Origin of the sequence: Kosakonia quasisacchari (assembly GCF_004331415.1) — a bacterium.
GTDB lineage: Bacteria > Pseudomonadota > Gammaproteobacteria > Enterobacterales > Enterobacteriaceae > Kosakonia > Kosakonia quasisacchari.
The window spans coordinates 37,365-56,446 of the sequence record NZ_SJOP01000019.1 but is presented as its reverse complement, the minus strand read 5'-3'; the positions used below and the strand labels follow the sequence as shown (position 1 = coordinate 56,446).

The window sequence follows — 19,082 nt, the reverse complement described above, 5'->3', positions numbered from 1 at the left end:
GGACGGCAAAACGCCGAAAACACACCTCATCCGACGAGGAAAACGCAGTCATGAAAGCATTAGTTCTGGAACAGAATGAGAATAAAACCCTGGCGGAAGTGAAAGAGATCGCCCTGCCTGCACTGGGCGAGGGCGACGTTCGGGTCGATATTGACTGGTCCAGCCTTAACTACAAAGACGCGCTGGCTATCACCGGTAAAGGCAAAATCATTCGCCAGTTCCCCATGGTGCCAGGCATTGATTTTTGCGGCCGCGTGAGCGAAAGCCGCGATGCGCGCTTTGTTCCCGGCCAGGCCGTGATCCTCACCGGCTGGGGCGTGGGCGAAAATCACTGGGGTGGGCTTGCCGCCCAGGCCTGCGTAAAAGGTGACTGGCTGGTTGCCCTGCCGGAAAGCTTAAGTGCGCGTAATGCGATGATCATCGGCACCGCAGGTTTTACGGCGATGCTGTGCGTAATGGCGCTGCAAGAGGCCGGGATTAAACCGCAGGATGGCACTGTGCTGGTCACCGGTGCCAGCGGCGGCGTGGGCAGCACCGCTGTCGTGCTGCTGAAGGCGCTGGGCTACACCGTTGCCGCCGTGACCGGGCGTGAATCGACCCATGATTTTCTGCGTAATTTAGGTGCTGATGAGATCCTGCCGCGCAGCGATTTTGAACAGACCCGCCCGCTGGAAAAACAGCTGTGGGCCGGTGCGATTGATACCGTTGGCAACCACGTGCTGGCAAAAGTGCTGGCACAGACTAACTATGGTGGCTGCGTTGCCGCATGCGGTCTGGCTGGCGGTTTCGAGCTGCCGACCACCGTCATGCCGTTTATTCTGCGAAACGTCCGTTTGCAGGGCGTGGATTCCGTGATGGTGCCCACCGCGCAGCGCGGTGCCGTGTGGGAAAATCTCGCACGCACGTTGCCAGAAAGTTACTACCAGCAGGCCGCAACCGAAATTGCGCTGGAACAGGCTCCGGCAATCGCCGCCGATTTTCTGAGTAATAAAATCCAGGGCCGTACGCTGGTGAAAATCAGCGGCTAACCTGCTTTCCGGCGTGCGCCGTCGCGCCGGATCCTTCCCTCATCCGTTTCCTCCGAATCCCGTTGCGCATTGCTTTCGTTTCACATTCCTGTGACATACTATCGGCTACAGCCGTAGAGCAGATAAGGAGATAAAGATGAATAATAAGGGTGCAAATCTGACCCCGGAGCAAGCGCTGGATCAACTTGAAGCGCTGTATGATCGTTCCGTTGAAGCCCTTCGTCAGGCGATCGCTCGCTATATCGACGACGGTCAGCTTCCCGATACCGAAGCCCGCGCACAAGGGTTATTTGTCTATCCGCAGTTATCCGTAAGCTGGAATGGTAGCGCGACGAACCCACCGAAAACCCGCGCCTACGCCCGCTTCACCCATTCGGGCTGTTACACCACCACCATCACCCGCCCTTCGCTGTTTCGTCCCTATTTACTCGAACAATTAACACTGCTGTGCCAGGACTACGGCGCACATATCGAGGTGGGGTTATCCGCCCATGAAATCCCGTACCCCTACGTGATTGACGGTTCGGAGCTGACACTGGACAGATCAATGAGCGCCGGCTTAACGCGCCACTTCCCCACTACCGAACTGGCGCAGATTGGCGATGAGACCGCCGATGGCTTGTTCCACCCGACCGAGCTTTACCCGCTTTCCCATTTTGATGCGCGCCGCGTGGATTTCTCGCTGGCGCGGCTGCGCCACTACACCGGCACGCCGGTTGAACATTTCCAGCCGTTTGTGCTGTTCACCAACTACACGCGTTATGTCGATGAGTTTGTGCGCTGGGCCTGCAGCGAGATCCTCAACCCAGATAGCCCGTACGTCGCGCTCTCCTGCGCAGGTGGTAACTGGATCACTGCCGATACCGAAGCGCCGGAGCAAGCCATTTCCGACCTGGCGTGGAAAAAACACCAGATGCCGGCCTGGCACCTGGTCACCGCCGACGGCCAGGGCATTACGCTGATTAATATTGGTGTTGGCCCGTCAAATGCGAAAACGATTTGCGATCATCTGGCCGTGCTGCGCCCGGATGTCTGGCTGATGATTGGCCACTGCGGCGGCCTGCGTGAAAGCCAGTCGATTGGCGATTACGTGCTGGCGCATGCTTATCTGCGTGACGACCATGTGCTGGACGCCGTGCTGCCGCCGGATATTCCGATCCCGAGCATCGCCGAAGTGCAACGTGCGCTGTACGACGCCACCAAAGAAGTGAGCGACATGCCGGGTGAGGAAGTCAAACAGCGGTTGCGTACCGGCACGGTGGTGACCACCGACGATCGCAACTGGGAACTGCGTTATTCCGCCTCCTCACTGCGCTTTAACTTAAGCCGCGCGGTGGCGATAGATATGGAAAGCGCCACTATTGCCGCGCAGGGTTATCGCTTTCGCGTACCGTATGGCACTCTGCTCTGTGTTTCGGATAAACCGCTCCATGGCGAGATCAAACTCCCCGGCCAGGCCAACCGTTTTTACGAAGGGGCGATTTCCGAGCATTTGCAAATTGGCATCCGCGCCATCGACCTGCTCCGCGCCGAGGGCGACCGCCTGCACTCGCGTAAATTACGCACCTTTAACGAACCGCCATTCAGATAACAATTAAAAAGGATTAACCATGCAAACCCCTTCACCGTTACAAGCGTTACGCGATCAGTTGGTCGCGCTGGAGCTTGACGGCATGATTGTTCCGCGCGCCGACGCGCACCAGAGCGAAGATTGCGCGCCGCATGACAATAAACTCCAGTGGCTCACCGGCTTTACCGGTTCTGCCGGGCTGGCACTGGTGCTGCGTGATAAGGCGCTGCTGTTCGTGGATGGCCGCTATCAGGTGCAGGTGCGCAGCGAAGTGAATCGCCATGATTTCGAGATCCACCATCTGCACAACGAGCCGCTGGACCAGTGGTTAAACGCCTCGCTATCTGCCGGCAGCCGCATCGGCTTTGAGCCGCTGCTGATGGTCAACAACCAGTTTCAGGCGCTGAACGCCACGCATTGTGAACTGGTCGCCCTGGATAGCGATCCGTTCGATGCGATCTGGGCCGATCGCCCGGCGGCACCGTGTGGTGTGATTCGTGAAATGCCGCTGGAGATCAGCGGTGAAAGCAGCGCCGATAAGCGCACGCGCATCGCGCAGGTGCTGGCGGAAAAAGGGGCTGATTACCTGGCAATCACGCTACCGGATAACATCGCCTGGCTGCTGAACATTCGCGGTTCGGACATTGCAATGAACCCGGTGGTGCATTCATTCTCCCTGCTCAGCCGCGAGGGAGAGGTCGAATGGTTTGTTAACCCGCAGAAAACCGCCGGTTTATCAACGCAACTGACCTCAACGCTGACACTGCACGATTTCGAGGACTTCCTGCCGCGTTGCCAGCAAATCGCCGCCGGAAAACGCATCCTGCTTGATGGCGACTTCGCGCCGGTGGCGCTGCGTTTCGCCATTGAACAACAGGGTGGCGAAGTGCTGTGGAGCGCCGATCCCATTACCTTTATCAAAGCGCATAAAAACGCGACTGAACTGGCAGGCTACCGCGAAAGCCATCAGCAGGATGGCGCAGCGTGGGTGAATTTCCTCGCCTGGTTAGCGCGTGAAGTGCCAGCGCGCGAAGCGGCGGGTAACCCGGTGACCGAACTGGAAGCACAGCAAAAGCAACTGGCCTTCCGCCAACAGCAACCCGGCTTTATTGAACAGAGCTTCAGTACCATTTCAGCCTCCGCCAGCAACGCAGCGATGTGCCATTACCACAGCAGCGAAAAAACGAACAAAGCCATCACCCGCGCTAACTTCTATTTGAATGATTCCGGCGGCCAGTACCATAACGGCACCACTGACACGACGCGTACGCTGTCGTTTGGCGCACTCAATGCCCAGCAGCGGCTGCACTACACCGCCGTGCTGAAAGGCTTTTTGTCGATGCTTACTCTGCAATTTCCTGCCGGCACGCACGGGCACCAGTTGGATGCCTTTGCTCGCCGCGCGCTGTGGGACTTAGGGCTGGATTTCGACCACGGCACCGGGCACGGCGTTGGTCATCAGTTGCTGATCCACGAGCAGCCGCAACGCATTGCGAAAAAGGTCAACCCGTGGCCGCTGTCGGCGGGCAATATCATGACCATCGAGCCGGGCTACTATCTGGCGGACAGCTACGGCATTCGCATTGAAAACCAGGTGGAAGTGGTGGAAAGCCAGCCGGGATTCTGCCGCTTTGCTTCGCTGACGCTTGTCCCCATCGATTTAAACCAGGTGGAGTGGAACCTGCTGAGCGAACAAGAGCAGCAGTGGCTGGATGACTATCACCAGCGAGTGCGCGAAACGTTGTCACCGCTGATTGATGACGACGCCCGCTCGTGGCTGTTTGCCGCCACTGCGCCACTGCGCGTACAGGCAAGCTAAGTGTCCGTTTCATTCACAAACCCGCTGCGGCGGGTTTTTATTTTAACAGCGCAGGCGTAATGACTATTCAGCGTTTTTTTTGCCAGCTTATCGACGCTCGAACTGCTAAGCATGGTGTTCAGCGTTACGGTGTCGATACTTTTTATTCTGTGGATTATTTTTGGCTTCCGGAAAAAATAGTGCCTTCGTGGTGACAATTTAAGGACGTGAGCAAAGATATTCTGCCAACCATTTGCTTGGGAGTGGCGAGCGTTTTTGGCATGACGAATCACTACCGATAAGAACGTCTTTGTGCAGGCTTTTCACGCCGACGAGTTTAAAGCGGGCAACAGCATCTCTGCTTGTTACCGGAAAAACGCTCCGCAAAAACGCATTGTGACGGGCAGGAAAGTAACGCGGGCTGTAAGAGCGCAGAAAAGCAAAAAGCCTGCTTAAAAGCAGGCTTTTCTAAATCTGGCTCCTCTGACTGGACTCGAACCAGTGACATACGGATTAACAGTCCGCCGTTCTACCGACTGAACTACAGAGGAATCGTGTGAACGGGGCGAATATTAGCGATGCCCCAGGCCCTTGTCAAAGCCTGATTTTCACATTTTGGCGCGTTTGACGAATTATTCTCCATTCTGTGCAGAAATGGTGCTTTTTTGCGGCTTCGGGTACTTCCACAGCCAGCGCCCACTAACCATTCGCCAGTAAAAAAGCGCACCGCGCACCGCCCAGTCAAGGAACATGCCGAGCCAGACACCAACCACCCCCATACCGAGCATAATCCCCAGGGTATAACCGGCAACAACGCGACAACCCCACATCCCAAGCATCGACACCCACATGGCGAAACGGGCGTCGCGGGCGCCTTTTAGTCCGGCTGGCAGAACCCATGACGCCGCCCAGATGGGCATAAACGCCGCATTAAGCCAGAGAAGCACTTTAACCACCTCTTTTACATCGTCTTCCTGGGTGTAAAACGAGGCGAAAAGCCCGGCAAACGGTGCGGTTCCCCAGGCAAGCATCGTCAGTAACAGCGTCGATAGCCAGAATACATGGCGCAACTGGCGCTCAGCCTGGCTTATCTGCCCTTTGCCCAACCGCTTACCAGTGATAATCGTAGAGGCGGAACCCAGCGCATTACCTGGCAGGTTGATCAACGCTGCCACGGAAAAAGCGATAAAGTTACCGGCGATAACGTTGGTGCCCATTCCGGCAACGAACATTTGCGTCAGCAGCTTGCCGCCGTTAAACAACACCGATTCGATACTGGCAGGAATACCGATCCCCATCACTTCCCAGATGATGCCGAAGTTGAGCTTTTCGAAGTAACTTTTTAACGGAATGCGCAGTGCCGGGTTAAAACCAATCATTAGTACCCAGATAATCGCCACCGCGCCAATATAACGCGAAATGGTCAGCCCCAGCCCAGCCCCGGCGAAACCCATACCTTTCCAGCCGAAAAGGCCATAGATCAGCACGCTGCTGATAATAATATTAAGGATGTTCATGCCACCGTTAATCAGCAGCGGGATTTTGGTGTTACCCGCGCCGCGCAGTGCACCGCTGCCAATCAATGCAATAGCCGCGGCTGGATAGCTGAGGACCGTCAGCTCAAGGTAGGTCAGCGCCAGCGCTTTAACTTCCGCCGTTGCCGCCCCGGCGATAAAATCGATGATTCCCGTACCGTAGTAGTGAATGACCGCCGCCAGCACAATCGAAAATAGAGTCATGATCACCAGCGACTGACGCGTCGCCGCCCTCGCCCGTTCGCCGTCCAGCTTACCGAGACTGAACGCCACCACCACCGTGGTTCCCAGGTCGATAGCCGCGAAAAACGACATCACCACCATGTTAAAACTATCGGCAAGCCCGACCCCCGCCATCGCCTCTTTGCCCAGCCAGCTTACGAGGAAGGTGCTGAGCACGCCCATCATCAGAACACAGGTGTTTTCGAGGAAGATAGGTATGGCAAGGGGGGTGATTTCTCGCCAGAACAAAACACGGTAGCTTTTACGCTTTCTGTACCACGGCGTGCGCATAACAGCCTGGCGAAGAGGAGTAACGACGTTCAAATTGGTCCTTAGCCGCGAAAGGTGAAATTACATTTCAAATGATGGGGGAGAAACCCTGATCCTGCAAAGCATTTCCGCAGAAAACAATGATGACGAGCTCAAATTGTCGATGGATTCAGCAGTCAAAACACCCTGCGAGAAATGAGGTTTGACAAAAGATTTTTCGCCGCTAAGATAAGCCTCCACAACGATTCCTCTGTAGTTCAGTCGGTAGAACGGCGGACTGTTAATCCGTATGTCACTGGTTCGAGTCCAGTCAGAGGAGCCAGATTGAGAAAAGCCTGCTTTTAAGCAGGCTTTTTGCTTTTATCGCTCCGCTAAGCAGAGCGATAAGTTTTTCCCCCTTCCAGAAAGCGCATGCCACCTGCGCAACCTCGCGCTGAATCTGTAACGTAATCCATTGAAAAATTTTTACTTACCTTAATCCAGAGCTCACTGCTTGCAGAAATTATCAACATGCGTAATCAATACCGCGCGACAGAACGACAAAAACGTGTGACCAGCACGACAGGTAAAGTTGCTCGCCAATCACGCAGCGTCTATCAAGGCCAAACATTTCAGGGTTAACCACCATGCGCAACCGTTTTACGACTCGCCTGGCAAAACGTCTTTTCGCCACCGCACTCCTCCTGTTTACTGTTGCAGGCCATGCTGATGTTGTAGAGCATCCCCCGGAATACCAACAGATTGACGGGCTGATAAGAGAACCGCTTTTGCTTGCGGTGACCTTAGATAATGGTCAGCCGGCCGTGCTGGATGCGTTTGTGACCCGCATGACCAGCCAAACGCCTCAGCCTATCGTGTTAATCACTAATGGAACCGTTGGCACTGCAGAATTTGATCGCTGGATAATCAACCCGAACCGTTATGCCGCAACGGCTATCGCCTTTGCGCGCCACGGTTATGCAGCAGTTGTGGTTCTGCGCCAGGGCTACGGGCAATCAAGCGGTGCGGCGGAGTATGCCGATGGCTCATGCGCGCAACCTTTACATCAGCAGGCCGGGGAGCAAGACACCCGTAACCTGCTTGCCGCTTTCAATGCCGTGCGCCACCTGCCGTGGGCTGCACCCGATAACGCGATCCTCGCCGGGATGTCCGCAGGCGGTTTTGCGGTGATTGCTACTGGCGCGGCTAATCCACCGGGCGTTAAGGCAGTGATCAATTTCGACGGCGGAAGGGGCGCAATTGACGGGAAATCACTCTGCGATAGAGCCGGTCTGCTGAACGCTTACGCACGTTACGGGAAAACAGCGCAGATCCCGTCCCTGTGGCTGTATGCTAAAAATGATAAATCCTTCCCGCCAGCGATGGGCAAAGAGATGTTCGATGCCTATCAGCAAGAAAACCATACGGCGCAATTCATCACGATGCCCGCTTTCGGCAATAACGGCCATGTCTTTATGGATTCAGCGCCGGAGAGTTTCTGGTGGCAGACGGTGGCCGCCTTTCTAAAACAGCAGCATTTACCGGTCAGCGAAGCTGTGCCTCTACCCAAAACGCAGCTGGCTGCACCGCCCGCACTCAATGCCACCGGGAAGAAGGCGTTCTCAGAATATGCAGCAGCACAACGCTATGAAAAAGCCTTTGCCACGGACGAGGACGGCGACTGGGGCGCTGCGTACTGGGCCAGAAATAGCCATGAAGCCGCAAAAACGGCGCTCAGTATCTGTCAACAGGAGCAACGTCCGGGCGCAGCAAAATGCACGGTGTACGCCATTAATAACCGTGTCGTAACCGAAAAGACGCCTTAGACTCGAACAGAACCCCGTCGCAGAGAAAACGCATTCACCATGGGTTGCCAGAACAGCAACCCATTCGGTGTCTGATCATAACCCGAAAGTGCTTCCATTGAATATCGTTTATGCATCTTGTTTGCGTGACCCATGTTTATAAAATGCTGCCGGATAAGTTTTCTCGTAATACCCTTTCATTTCACCTTCATCAAGTGAAAGAGCCTGACGCAAATGAAACGAACATAAAATAACGGGGGCAATGAACACCACAACGGCAGCGGAAATAACGGTAAACGGAACCACGCCCAATAAACTGATATACCAGCCAGCAATGGACACGCCAAAAGGATTCGCCAGGCTGGATAAAAAGCCGGCCATAGCGCTCATTCTCGTTCGGTAATCCCGCGGTGTGGCCGTTGAACGCAGCGTACTGAGGTTGACATTAATAAAAATAAACGACATGCCGCACAAGAACGCCAGCACAATAGAAATATAGATATTTCCCATCAATACAATCGCCATAACGCTACAGCCCAACAGGATAAAGCCGAATAAAACATTATTGAGCCGCCCCACCCACTCTCTTACAATGGCGTTAATATAAAGACTGCTAACAATCAGCCCCAGAGCAAATGAGAATTCGAATGCGCCAAGATAGCTGGCGGGAAGCTTTAATTCAGAGCTAATCCAGTATGGTATCGTCACGGAAAAGAAAGGGAACATTGTAAAGTTAATGACAGAAGAGACCAATGCAATATGAAACTCGGATTTAACATGATAAATCGCTTTAAATGCTCCTTTCGTTTTATGAAACCAGGTCTCCTTTTCACCCGTTGAAATGGCGTCAATATCATATTTAAAGAATAAAATAACAAATGCAATGCAGGACAAAACATAAAACAACGCCGAAATAGACAGTGCGACGCCTGCTGAAAAAAGCGAAATAAACGAAGCCGCAATCACTGGGCCTATCAACATAATAAGGGAATTGATGGTCGAGCGGTGCGATACGGCTTGCGTTACTTCCCCTTCTGCAACGAGATCGGGAATTAACCCCATAATTGTCGGTTCACGCACAGATGAGATAGCACTCATCACGACCAGCCCCGAGGTGATAGCCACCAGGTTGAAATAACCCAGATAACTTGCCAGGCAGAATAACGCGATTACCCCTAAAACAGCGAACTGGCAACCGATAATAAACTTGATTCGATGGAAGTGATCGCCAAATGACGACAGAAACGGTTTAAGGTAAATCTCTGCCGCCACGGATATCGCAATCAGTGAAGAAAAAGCGACTGCCGAGTGCGTGGCTTGCAGGCACCACCAGGCCATGGCCAGGCGAAAAATATGCCCCGAAACCATGCCCAGCGATGTACCCGTCTGTAATAAGAAGAAACGGGGTCCGAGGCGCATTAACACATCAATTTTCATACTGCCCATCCTATTGCCGCAAATTTTGCTTTTCGCTTTGTGTCAGCCTCATAATCCCGCCGGTAAGGTTAATAACGTGGGTAAGACTCTGATCCTGAGGAAACAGGATAGACCGTTTGCCATGGCTTGCGGATTTGCAGGAACACACTATCAGTTGATCCTGCATAAATAATGAGGCTATTAGTAAGTACTTTCCCCATCCCGGTAATTATCTTAATCGCTTCCCCGCTACGCCACTACCGCTTGCCCGATTCCAGACAGTTGCGAACCGCATCACTTAAACGTATGTTGATAATCATTCTGCTGGTTATTCATTGCGTTAGATAATGAGGAAAAATGGAATCATTATTTGTTTACGGTACACTTCGCCCCAGCCATGCGAATGCTTATATTCTGGAAAATATCGGTGGAGAGTGGGTACCGGGTTACGTTACGGGAACGTTTTACGAATTTGGCTGGGGAGCCGCCGCTGATTACCCAGGCCTTGTGCTGGATAAAGATGGCCCCCGGATTGATGGTTATCTGTTTTTGTCCACTAACCTGGCGGGGCATTGGCCGATGCTGGACGAATTTGAAGCGGGCTACGATCGTGTTCAGGTGGATGTGAAGACGCTCGATGGCAAGCAAGTGACGGCATGGATTTATCAACTGCAGCCGCAAAATAAGGCATAGCAGCGCGGTGACTAACGGTTCTTATCGCACAATGCCTCATGATTGGGGCTAGTCTGCTGCGCTATCGTGGTGAGCTAAGCCCTCCTTTTGAGGCGCTTCTGCCTCGTTAACCGTTAAGCCACAAAATGCTTGCGGCTTACGAAACACCGGGACGTAGTTGATGAAAACAAAACAGTGGAATACCGGTGGTATCACCTCTCGCAGGGGCAGTCGCTCGTCAGCAGAGGAAGCCCCATTGTGGTTAGCCATGTTGAGTTGAACTCACACCAGGCAGCACTATTTTTCGTTTTTCAAACGACACACCATCAATGATACTCATATTGTAAGCCTGGTTGAGCGACGCTATTTAAATATGAAATAGGATCTGATGGACGTTTTTAAAAACGTTTATATAAAGAACCTGATATATTATCGCATGCTATGAGTTATTTTTAATTCGGGGCTTTATTAACAGCAATAAAAAGCTGTCATCACCATTTTTACTTCCGCGCACGCAGATCGCGACAAGAGAAATTATAAGGCCAATCAAATGACGTTAGAAATTTTAAATTATCTCATTCAGATCGCATCAAATAACACCACACCTCTCTCAGAAGAACAGAAAAAAACGCATTATGATCACAACCCGCCTGATGATGAGTTATCCGCCTTTATTGCGGCATTCTCGTCAAAAAAAGCAAATGCCGATATTCTGTCAAAAATGAAATATCGCTTACAGCTACTTTCAACTGCACAAACAGATGCCAAAAAAGCAGAAGAGATGTTGCTAGCCAACATATCACCCGAGAAAGAAGCGTTCCCATTAATTGATTTTACAGACTGGCCAATTGTCCGCTACGCTGTTTCAGGCGAATTACAAACCGCGGAATCAGAGGACTATTTCAACAACATCTCTTCGGCGGCGGCAACAATACGTTCCGCGATTGTCGATTGCGAATGTGCTAAAGGGACACCGACATTCTCTATTCTTGAAAAAGTCCTGGCGCTAAACAGTGCGTTACCCGAACGGTACAAAGCGATGGCAAATATCCTCTACTAATGTTTTCCACGTTCGGGGATGTTTGCGATGTCCGCTTCCAGCTGTGAGCGGACATAAAAAATGCACTTTCGTGCTTTCGGAAATCACAGTAATAGAGGTTACTTACTCGTTGCCCCACTGATTCAGAAACGTCGCAATCTCATCAATACGAAGCGCGTCGATACCCGCTTCATTAGCCATCTCTTGCTGCGCCTCTTCGCTGATTTCTTCGTTATTCATCAAACGGGTAATCAGCAGTTGGAAATAGTGTGCCAGCGCATCACGTTCTGATTCTTTTACCGTTTTTTCGGTTTCCGTCGAATACTCATCCACGATGTCATAAAATTTAAGCGGTACTTCGTTATTCATAAATCCCCCCAGAGGTAGATATTGTACAGTGGTTATTACCACATCAAATCATCGGGCACTTTAAAATCGGCATATGGATCATCTTCATCTTGCGCTTCCTGACTGAGCGCACTGTTTAATACAATACTGTTCGCATCCCGCTGGGCGATTTTATCGGCTACGACTGCAGGAATAATCGCGTATTCACTCTCACCATTGGCATCCACAACTAAACGAGCAATCGCAAGGCGGCCACTGATCAGTTGTGCCTGTGTATTTTTATCCACCGCTATTTTTTTAATTAACTTATTATCGGTGAAATTAAAATCAATATTGCCTTTGGCAATAGTGATCCTGTTCATTTCAATAAGTTGTTTCACCTGCGCTTTATATTCTTTTGATAACGCAGCTTGTTTTTGTTGCTCATTTAACTGCTTATCGCGCTCAAGCTGTGCTTTTTTATTTTCTTCCACTGCCTCTCTTGCCTCACGAGCCTGGACGCGTGATTTTTTGGCAGTGCGTTGGACTTTGGCCATTTTCTTACTGGTTACTAATCCCGCTTTGAGCATCTGCTCTTGTAAGGTGAGTTTTGTCATTTTCGTCTGTAAACCGGTTGAACAATGTGTCGGATTATAGCTGTAATTGCTGCCAGGAGACCAGATTGCGGAATCTACTCATTACCCGCGAAGAGCAGACATTGCGCTCGCCATTCCACATACACCATGGCGCGAAAGCTTTGCCCTGGCGGGCCAGATTGAGCAGAAAAGTGGATACCATGGCGCACAGTAAACGATGCCGAAACAGGGTTTATAAAAACGCCGGTTTCGGCAGCAAACCACTCTGCTTTTAGACTTTAAGCAGCTTGACCGTTGCATCCACGTCTATCTCGTCTTCAGAAAAGATGAAGGTCGTTCCCTGAAAGGTGGTGATTGCCAGTTTTTTTAGCGAGCGCATTTCACCAGGCTTAGTATCCGATTTCGGCCTTATACTCCCCATCAGCGCGCCAACAGACAGCACCGCATTCTCTTTATCGATGCGGGTATCGGCAGAAACTTCCTCGCTGTACACCAGATAAGATTTGATCGAAGTGAGCTTAATTCGTTCACCTGCGATAAAAATGTATTTGCTTTCCGGCACCACTTTCACTGCATAAGCAGACAACCCTTTGTTGTTTGTCGTGGGTTCGAAAGTTACCGCCGCATCTTTTTTTATCAACTCAGGGTTGGCGACCTTAATCACATGAAAGTAACGGTTTTCCCCGTTTTCATCTTTGATAAATCCAAAACCTTTATCTTTAAACCAGGTTGTGATCTTTCCGTTCATCGCCTTACCACCTACTTAATCGTTCATTTGCTCTGTTTTTGCTGCGCGCAGTGTAAAACACAATGCCTGCGCCGACTACGTCTTTGGCTTAAGTGTTGGTGATAAATTTCTGCACTGCAAAGCGGAGTGCGGCGCTTGATAAAAGAGCCGCACAATCGGAAGGTTATACTTTTAACGGCAGCCAGGTTCAGCCTCCCGTCGCTTTCGGGAAAATCTCAAGGTTTTGGCTGACATCGTACATAGGGAAAACTAAAAAAGCTAAACCCGCCGCACCGTGCTCATATTGCACCGCCAGGTCTGCGTTGTGAGTAATAAACAGTTTATAGTTCCACCATCGGCAACCCGCACTCATATCGGGGGTGCAATTTCGGGACTTAGTGAATAACTCACCCTCTTTTGCCAGATAAAAGTAGCTCATATCCGTGTCAGCCGGCTTACTCGCTGATTCATCCAGCAGGATGAACGTTCTCTCACGCAACACATTGTTTTGCGCGTCGCGTGCTGTGACCTGCATTGACTTCGCCGGATAGTTAAAGCGTAACTCAACCACTACCGCTTTATCATCAATAACATAGAAAAGTTGGGCTAAGTCCCCTGCGCCCCAATATTTTTCCCCACTGGCTTTGACAGGTTTCGTCATGAAGCGGTAGGTGTCATGCGCCCGGATATCCTGGCGGTTCGCGTATTCTGCGTTATATTGCGTTTTTTGCGGGGAACTGATGCACCCGGCAAGTAAAACCGACAGCAATAGCGTTAACACTCTGTGCATTTATATCCCCAGTAAGTATTAATCCTGCATTTCGGCACAATTATGCTCTTTAAGCAAAATGATAGAAAATACATTTAGCTACCAAAAAAAGGGGGGCGGTGAAAATATACTACCAGGAAGAATCTGAAAGGCATAAAAAACTGAGTCTGGCACACGGCCAAACTCAGGTGATTCATACCCGCGTGAATGATGGGTTCAAATCATTGTACAGGTCTCATGTTTTAGCGACCGATTATTTCCACCACACTTCTGCCTGCACACCGACAGTAAATTGGTCGCTTTTCGCATCGGCGAATTCAAACTGACTAATGCCGTTATCCTTCACTTTTAGGTATGTTCCGTAGAAACGAATTTCCGGGCGCGAGGTCAATAAACTGGTGTCCACCTTCAGGGCGTGATAAAGCGTGGTTTTATAGCCTGACTCATGAAATTCATCCCCACCTGCTTTATTTTTTTGATCGAACCAGGCAAGCTCTACACCGGTTTGGTTAAAGCTATCCCAGATATAGGCTGGGCGAACGACGGCACGTACGGAATTAAAATCAGTATGCGCACCGGTGTTATAGTCGTAAATATCATTGCCGTGTGCATAAACCAAAGCGTGCGCCATAATGACATCCGGGAACAAGTAATTCTCGCCCTGTGAAACAACGCGAAATGCTTTACCGTTGGTGTGCTCGCCATAGTATTGATCGTTATAACCATAGGTCGGGTTCGAGTCAGAAATAAGCGCAAAGCCACTGGCGATCGAATTATCCGCTCCCTGCAGTGTCAGCTCATTAAATCCCCCGCTGTTAAAATTCTGCCGTAGGATAAGCCCGGCATGCCAGGCGTCTTTCACGCTGTAATAACTGCCGTCATTCTCGTTTTTATGATTATCATCGGTTTCGTTCGGCATGGCATAACGACCAAAGACCTCCAGCGTGGCTTTCTCCCACAAGGGAATTTCTTTATAACGCACTTCCGCGCTATTGGCGTTTACCTGTTGAGAATAACCTGAAGTAGTGTAATCCACCGCGTGAGCTTTAACATCTTCTCGTGTTACCGCGATATTCAGCTTACCCGGACCAAGCTGCCAGTTCTCAATCCCCAAACCAGAACCCGCATTGGTGCGATGGCTTTTCCAGTCCAGCATCTGGATTTCGTACACCGGCAAGTTATGCTTGCCTACCCAAAAATCGGCGTCAGGGGCGAATGGCAGAAAACCTTTCGTTGTCAGATAGATATCGGAGAACTGCAATACGTTTTCCGAGGTGCTGTCAAACCAGCCTGCGTTATATTGCTGGCCGACGTTGCCATCCAGCATCACAACCGCTTTCGCCACTTTACCGCCAGAATCGTAAACCTTCTGCGATAATTGCAGATCAAACCAGGCGCTGTTTTCCTGTCCAAAACGGCCCAAAGACCCTATCGCATAAGATTTTGGCGCGCCACGCGTACCGGTTGACCAACCAGAACGAAAATAGCCTGAATATTCAAAACCGATATCGTTTTTCACATATTTACTGATATCCGCCAGCGTCACGTCCTGCGCGGGCGTTGCGCCAGTGACTTTCGTCGCACTAGCAGGAACCACATGTGTTGATAGGGTAGTCGGTGTTTTATCGACACTTTTAATGCTGTTATTTGCCACGATGCCTGAAGCACTACTCTGCGACTCTTTATCAACATATTTTTTATATTGCAGTAGTTCTTGTTTCGTGGCTTTTAATTCCTGCTGGTTTTCCGCGAGTTGTCTCTCCAGTAATTCCAGCCGTTGTTCAACGGTTAATTTTGCGGCTATCGCACTATTAGAGATAATCGCCGAGGTGATTAACACGACAATCCATTTCAACTGGTATTTTTTATTTATTATCTTTTTTTCCATAAGTAAAGCCCCGATAAAGTAAGGTGACTGAGTTTTTTTGAGCAATAAAATTCCGCCTGACACATTGAATTCGTATCCGGTTATTCATTATTTTTTCATCGCCAGTGCGATGCCCGCACCGGTTATTTTACAGCGGTGTTACCGCTTAAATTTTTTGCATAACAAATCCGCCATCAGGATGACTGTTTATCCCCTAAAAATTGTTTGCCGCCATTAAGCAAGCAAAAAAAACCTGAATCGCTTTCCGGCGCTGTTACGCTCAGAAAATGATTCAGGTTTTGCCCGCATCGGGTAATAACGAATACAGTTACAATCCAACTTGTCTTGCCACAGAATACTGGCTTTTAATTCACTGACAAGTCTCGTAATACATTGCGACGTTAATTTGTGAACTCGCGCAGAGTTTCAAATCAATCACGCCAGCCCATCTCAGGTGCCACATGCTTAAGAATCGACTCAATCACATGCGCATTATAATCCACGCCCAATTGATTCGGCACTGTCAGCAGTAGCGTATCCGCTTCAGCAATGGCTTCATCCTTTTTCAACTGTTCGATCAATTTATCCGGTTCTGCGGCGTAGCTGCGGCCAAAAACAGCGCGAGTTTTCTCATCAAGGAAGCCGATTTTATCGCTATCGTCACGGCTGCCACCAAAGTAAGCCCGATCACGATCGTTCATCAGCGCAAAGATACTGCGACTGACAGAAACGCGCGGTGTGCGCAGGTGTCCTGCCGCTTTCCAGGCTTCACGGTAGGCACGAATCTGCTGCGCCTGCTGGATATGGAACGGTTCGCCGGTTTCATCATCTTTCAGCGTCGAGCTTTGCAGATTCATCCCCAGTTTCGCCGCCCAAACCGCTGTCGCATTCGAGCCTGCGCCCCACCAGATGCGTTCGCGCAAACCTTCAGACCAGGGTTCCGGGCGCAGCAACCCAGGCGGGTTCGGGAACATCGGTTGCGGGTTAGGTTTCGCAAACCCTTCTCCGCGCAGCACATCCAGAAACGTTTCCGTATGATGGCGCGCCATATCCGCATCGGTTTCGCCTTCCGCCGGCTGATAGCCAAAATAGCGCCAGCCATCAATAACTTGTTCCGGTGAACCCCGGCTGATACCCAGTTGCAAACGCCCGCCAGAAATCAAATCCGCCGCACCGGCATCTTCTGCCATATACAGCGGGTTTTCATAGCGCATATCAATAACGCCGGTGCCAATCTCTATTTTGTGCGTTTTGGCACCAATAGCAGCCAACAGCGGGAAGGGTGAACTGAGCTGACGGGCAAAGTGGTGGACACGAAAATACGCGCCGTCCGCACCGAGTTCTTCAGCGGCAACCGCCAGATCGATAGATTGCAGCAGCGTATCAGCCGCCGAACGCGTCGCGGATTGCGGCGAAGGTGTCCAGTGACCAAATGACAAAAATCCGATCTTCTTCATGGCGTTGTTGTCCTTCTGTTCAGAGAGGTAATCAGCAGACGGAGTGTCGTTTCCCGCCCAAGATTGCCCTACTCTACGCACTCCATGCGAAGAATAAATACCGATTGTTTAACCTAATGATTCAAATTAATTGATTAACCATTCTATAGCGGTTGTTTATCAATCGGGGTATTCACACCAGCCACGCTAATATTTACCGGCATACCGGAACGGCGCTCCAGTTCCTGGGTTGCACGGTTAGCATCAATGCCTTCGCCTTTCATCAGCGCATGTAGCACCGGGGTGGCAGGCAGCGGCACTTTGTTGCTGGACTCAAATTCGGCGCGATTGCGGGATAGCGGCTCGTGCACTTCCACCCAACTGCTGCCATCCGGCTCGGTGGTTATTTTGACCGGCTGGTCGATAATCTGCACCCGCGTTCCCACAGGTACATTGTCGAACAGGTATTTGATGTCGTCGCTGCGCAAACGGATGCAACCCTGACTGACGCGCAGCCCAATGCCAAAATTGGCATTCGTGCCGTGAATGGCATACAGCTTCCCGATATAAATAGCATAAAGCCCCATCGGGTTATCCGGCCCGGCGGGTACAAACGCGGGGAGATTTTTCCCCTCTTTCTCGTACGCTTTTCGGGTATTCGCCGTGGGAGTCCAGGTTGGACCTTCCTGCTTGCGCTCCACCGCAGTAACCCAATTGCGCGGTGTTTCTCGTCCGGCCTGGCCGATGCCAATCGGTAAGATCTCGACCGTATTCGAATCTTTGGGGTAATAGTAGAGGCGCATTTCCGCAACGTTAATCACAATGCCTTCGCGGACGGTAGCGGGCAGGATCACCTGCTGTGGAATGACCAGTTGTGAACCGGCTTTAGGTAAAAAAGGATCGGCATCCGGATTGGCTTCAAGCATATTACTCAGCCCTTGTCCGTACTTCGCAGCAAACGCTTCCAGCGGTAACGTATTTCCCTGCGCAATGGTAATAGTTTGCGGGTTTCCGACCAGACGGCTACCTTCCGGCGGCAGTGGATAGCTCACGGCCTGCGCATCCTGAGCGCAGAATAAAGCAACACAACAACAAAGCAGTTTAACGCAGCGCATCATCTCTTCCTCGGGGCGCAACGGGTGTTTGCTAATCATAGTTTGCTTTGCGGGTTTTCTCTTTTTTACAGCACGTGATCGCTTCACAGCGCAAAGCCATAGTGCGAGCCATCCGGCAGCTCAATATCAATACGTAGCTTGCTGCCTGTCGCTTCCACATAGCGCTTCAGCGTGGAAAGTTTAATATCGCGCCCTTGCTTTTCCATCACTGCCACCGTTGGCTGCTTCAAACCGAGTTCCTGCGCCATCTCGTTCTGCGTTTTTTGTACCCGCTCACGCAGTTCGGCAAGGTGGATGTTGAGCAGCATCTCCTGCGCGAGTGACTGCGCAGCGGTGACAACATCGGCCTTTTGTTCGGCAATTAGCTGTTCCAGCGTTTTGCTCATCGTGCTACTCCTTGATTTTAATTTTGTGCAGATGGCGCGTTAGCTCCCGATCTGCAAGCTGGATCATCACATCATAAAAGCGTTTTTCATCGCTCGCCTTGTTACCTGCACAAAGCAATATGCCCACGCGCTGCGGATCAAAAGCATAGAAAACCCGAAACGGATCGCCCCGGCTTTGTATACGTAGCTCCTTCATATTGTTATAACGCGAGCCTTTTACCGTATCCGCGTAAGGCCTTGGTAACTGCGGACCTTTAGCCCGAAGCACCATCAGTGCCGCCAGCACACGGGTGCGATCTTTGTCATCCAATGCATCAAACCAGCGTTCAAACGTCTGCGTCATTGTTATCTGCCACACAGCACACCTCATTAATATAGATCAAAAACTATATAGATCCAATTCTATATTCAAATAATGCGGTGTTCGGTGAGTGCATGCATGCGAGGATGTGCAGCATTGGAAGAGTGATTCCTGGATATCAAAAACAAAATGCAACGTTGCATTGGTTTTGCGACCCGGCTTCA

General features: G+C 51.0%; 18 protein-coding genes and 2 tRNA genes. 7 read left to right on the top strand and 13 right to left on the bottom strand.

Annotated elements, in window-relative coordinates; translation table 11 throughout:
• Positions 1 to 50 precede the first annotated feature (50 nt).
• The 3 genes from acuI (at position 51) to E0L21_RS18680 (ending at position 4,417) form a co-directional block, all read left to right on the top strand.
• A complete protein-coding gene (gene acuI / locus E0L21_RS18690) occupies positions 51 to 1,028 on the top strand; it encodes an acrylyl-CoA reductase (NADPH) (protein WP_131412116.1) in 978 nt (325 codons plus the stop codon).
• 136 nt (positions 1,029 to 1,164) lie between these two features.
• Complete coding sequence (locus E0L21_RS18685) at positions 1,165 to 2,619, top strand: AMP nucleosidase (RefSeq protein WP_131412114.1); 1,455 nt, start codon at positions 1,165 to 1,167, stop codon at positions 2,617 to 2,619.
• Positions 2,620 to 2,638: 19 nt separating this feature from the next.
• Positions 2,639 to 4,417: an aminopeptidase P family protein gene (locus tag E0L21_RS18680; RefSeq protein ID WP_131412112.1), complete on the top strand. Its 1,779-nt coding sequence runs from the start codon at positions 2,639 to 2,641 to the stop codon at positions 4,415 to 4,417.
• Positions 4,418 to 4,871: 454 nt separating this feature from the next.
• Here the strand turns inward: E0L21_RS18680 and E0L21_RS18675 are convergent.
• From E0L21_RS18675 to E0L21_RS25500, 3 genes are all read right to left on the bottom strand, one after another.
• Positions 4,872 to 4,947: transfer RNA gene (locus E0L21_RS18675), tRNA-Asn, on the bottom strand.
• An 81-nt stretch (positions 4,948 to 5,028) separates the two neighbouring features.
• A complete protein-coding gene (locus E0L21_RS18670; RefSeq protein ID WP_131412110.1) occupies positions 5,029 to 6,477 on the bottom strand; it encodes an EmmdR/YeeO family multidrug/toxin efflux MATE transporter in 1,449 nt (482 codons plus the stop codon).
• A gap of 27 nt (positions 6,478 to 6,504) precedes the next feature.
• Positions 6,505 to 6,663, bottom strand: coding sequence for a DUF5951 family protein (locus E0L21_RS25500; protein ID WP_380208403.1), 159 nt, complete (start codon positions 6,661 to 6,663; stop codon positions 6,505 to 6,507).
• A 6-nt stretch (positions 6,664 to 6,669) separates the two neighbouring features.
• On the opposite strand from E0L21_RS25500, the gene E0L21_RS18665 reads away from it, so the two are divergent.
• Positions 6,670 to 6,745, top strand: a tRNA-Asn gene (locus E0L21_RS18665).
• A 304-nt stretch (positions 6,746 to 7,049) separates the two neighbouring features.
• On the top strand, positions 7,050 to 8,228 hold the full coding sequence (locus E0L21_RS18660; RefSeq protein ID WP_131412108.1) for a dienelactone hydrolase family protein: 1,179 nt from the start codon (positions 7,050 to 7,052) through the stop codon (positions 8,226 to 8,228).
• A gap of 108 nt (positions 8,229 to 8,336) precedes the next feature.
• Here the strand turns inward: E0L21_RS18660 and E0L21_RS18655 are convergent, their stop codons facing one another.
• Complete coding sequence (locus tag E0L21_RS18655) at positions 8,337 to 9,644, bottom strand: MFS transporter (protein WP_131412106.1); 1,308 nt, start codon at positions 9,642 to 9,644, stop codon at positions 8,337 to 8,339.
• A gap of 336 nt (positions 9,645 to 9,980) precedes the next feature.
• Here E0L21_RS18655 and E0L21_RS18650 point away from each other — a divergent pair, with 336 nt between their 5' ends.
• Positions 9,981 to 10,316, top strand: a complete 336-nt coding sequence (locus tag E0L21_RS18650; RefSeq protein ID WP_131412104.1) for a gamma-glutamylcyclotransferase family protein — start codon at positions 9,981 to 9,983, stop codon at positions 10,314 to 10,316.
• A 529-nt stretch (positions 10,317 to 10,845) separates the two neighbouring features.
• Positions 10,846 to 11,355: a hypothetical protein gene (locus tag E0L21_RS18645; protein ID WP_131412102.1), complete on the top strand. Its 510-nt coding sequence runs from the start codon at positions 10,846 to 10,848 to the stop codon at positions 11,353 to 11,355.
• Positions 11,356 to 11,457: 102 nt separating this feature from the next.
• Here the strand turns inward: E0L21_RS18645 and E0L21_RS18640 are convergent, their stop codons facing one another.
• The 9 genes from E0L21_RS18640 to E0L21_RS18600 all read right to left on the bottom strand — a co-directional run bounded on the left by E0L21_RS18640 (position 11,458) and on the right by E0L21_RS18600 (position 18,915).
• Positions 11,458 to 11,703, bottom strand: coding sequence for a DUF2543 family protein (locus E0L21_RS18640; RefSeq protein WP_131412100.1), 246 nt, complete (start codon positions 11,701 to 11,703; stop codon positions 11,458 to 11,460).
• A 35-nt stretch (positions 11,704 to 11,738) separates the two neighbouring features.
• Positions 11,739 to 12,278 carry a DUF2058 domain-containing protein gene (locus E0L21_RS18635; protein WP_131412098.1) on the bottom strand — a complete coding sequence of 180 codons (540 nt, stop codon included), beginning with the start codon at positions 12,276 to 12,278 and terminating at the stop codon, positions 11,739 to 11,741.
• Positions 12,279 to 12,528: 250 nt separating this feature from the next.
• Positions 12,529 to 13,005 (bottom strand): cold-shock protein, encoded by a 477-nt coding sequence (locus E0L21_RS18630; RefSeq protein WP_131412096.1) that lies wholly within the window; start codon positions 13,003 to 13,005, stop codon positions 12,529 to 12,531.
• A gap of 187 nt (positions 13,006 to 13,192) precedes the next feature.
• Positions 13,193 to 13,774 (bottom strand): hypothetical protein, encoded by a 582-nt coding sequence (locus E0L21_RS18625; RefSeq protein WP_131412094.1) that lies wholly within the window; start codon positions 13,772 to 13,774, stop codon positions 13,193 to 13,195.
• A gap of 232 nt (positions 13,775 to 14,006) precedes the next feature.
• Positions 14,007 to 15,641 (bottom strand): carbohydrate porin, encoded by a 1,635-nt coding sequence (locus tag E0L21_RS18620; RefSeq protein ID WP_170312073.1) that lies wholly within the window; start codon positions 15,639 to 15,641, stop codon positions 14,007 to 14,009.
• A gap of 410 nt (positions 15,642 to 16,051) precedes the next feature.
• Entirely contained in the window at positions 16,052 to 17,077 is a 1,026-nt protein-coding gene (locus E0L21_RS18615; RefSeq protein ID WP_131412092.1) for an LLM class flavin-dependent oxidoreductase, read from the bottom strand.
• Positions 17,078 to 17,220: 143 nt separating this feature from the next.
• Entirely contained in the window at positions 17,221 to 18,171 is a 951-nt protein-coding gene (gene ldtA / locus E0L21_RS18610; RefSeq protein WP_131412218.1) for a L,D-transpeptidase, read from the bottom strand.
• Positions 18,172 to 18,254: 83 nt separating this feature from the next.
• Positions 18,255 to 18,557, bottom strand: coding sequence for a helix-turn-helix domain-containing protein (locus E0L21_RS18605; RefSeq protein WP_131412090.1), 303 nt, complete (start codon positions 18,555 to 18,557; stop codon positions 18,255 to 18,257).
• Between the two features lie 4 nt (positions 18,558 to 18,561).
• Entirely contained in the window at positions 18,562 to 18,915 is a 354-nt protein-coding gene (locus tag E0L21_RS18600; RefSeq protein WP_165501930.1) for a type II toxin-antitoxin system RelE/ParE family toxin, read from the bottom strand.
• Positions 18,916 to 19,082: the final 167 nt, after the last annotated feature.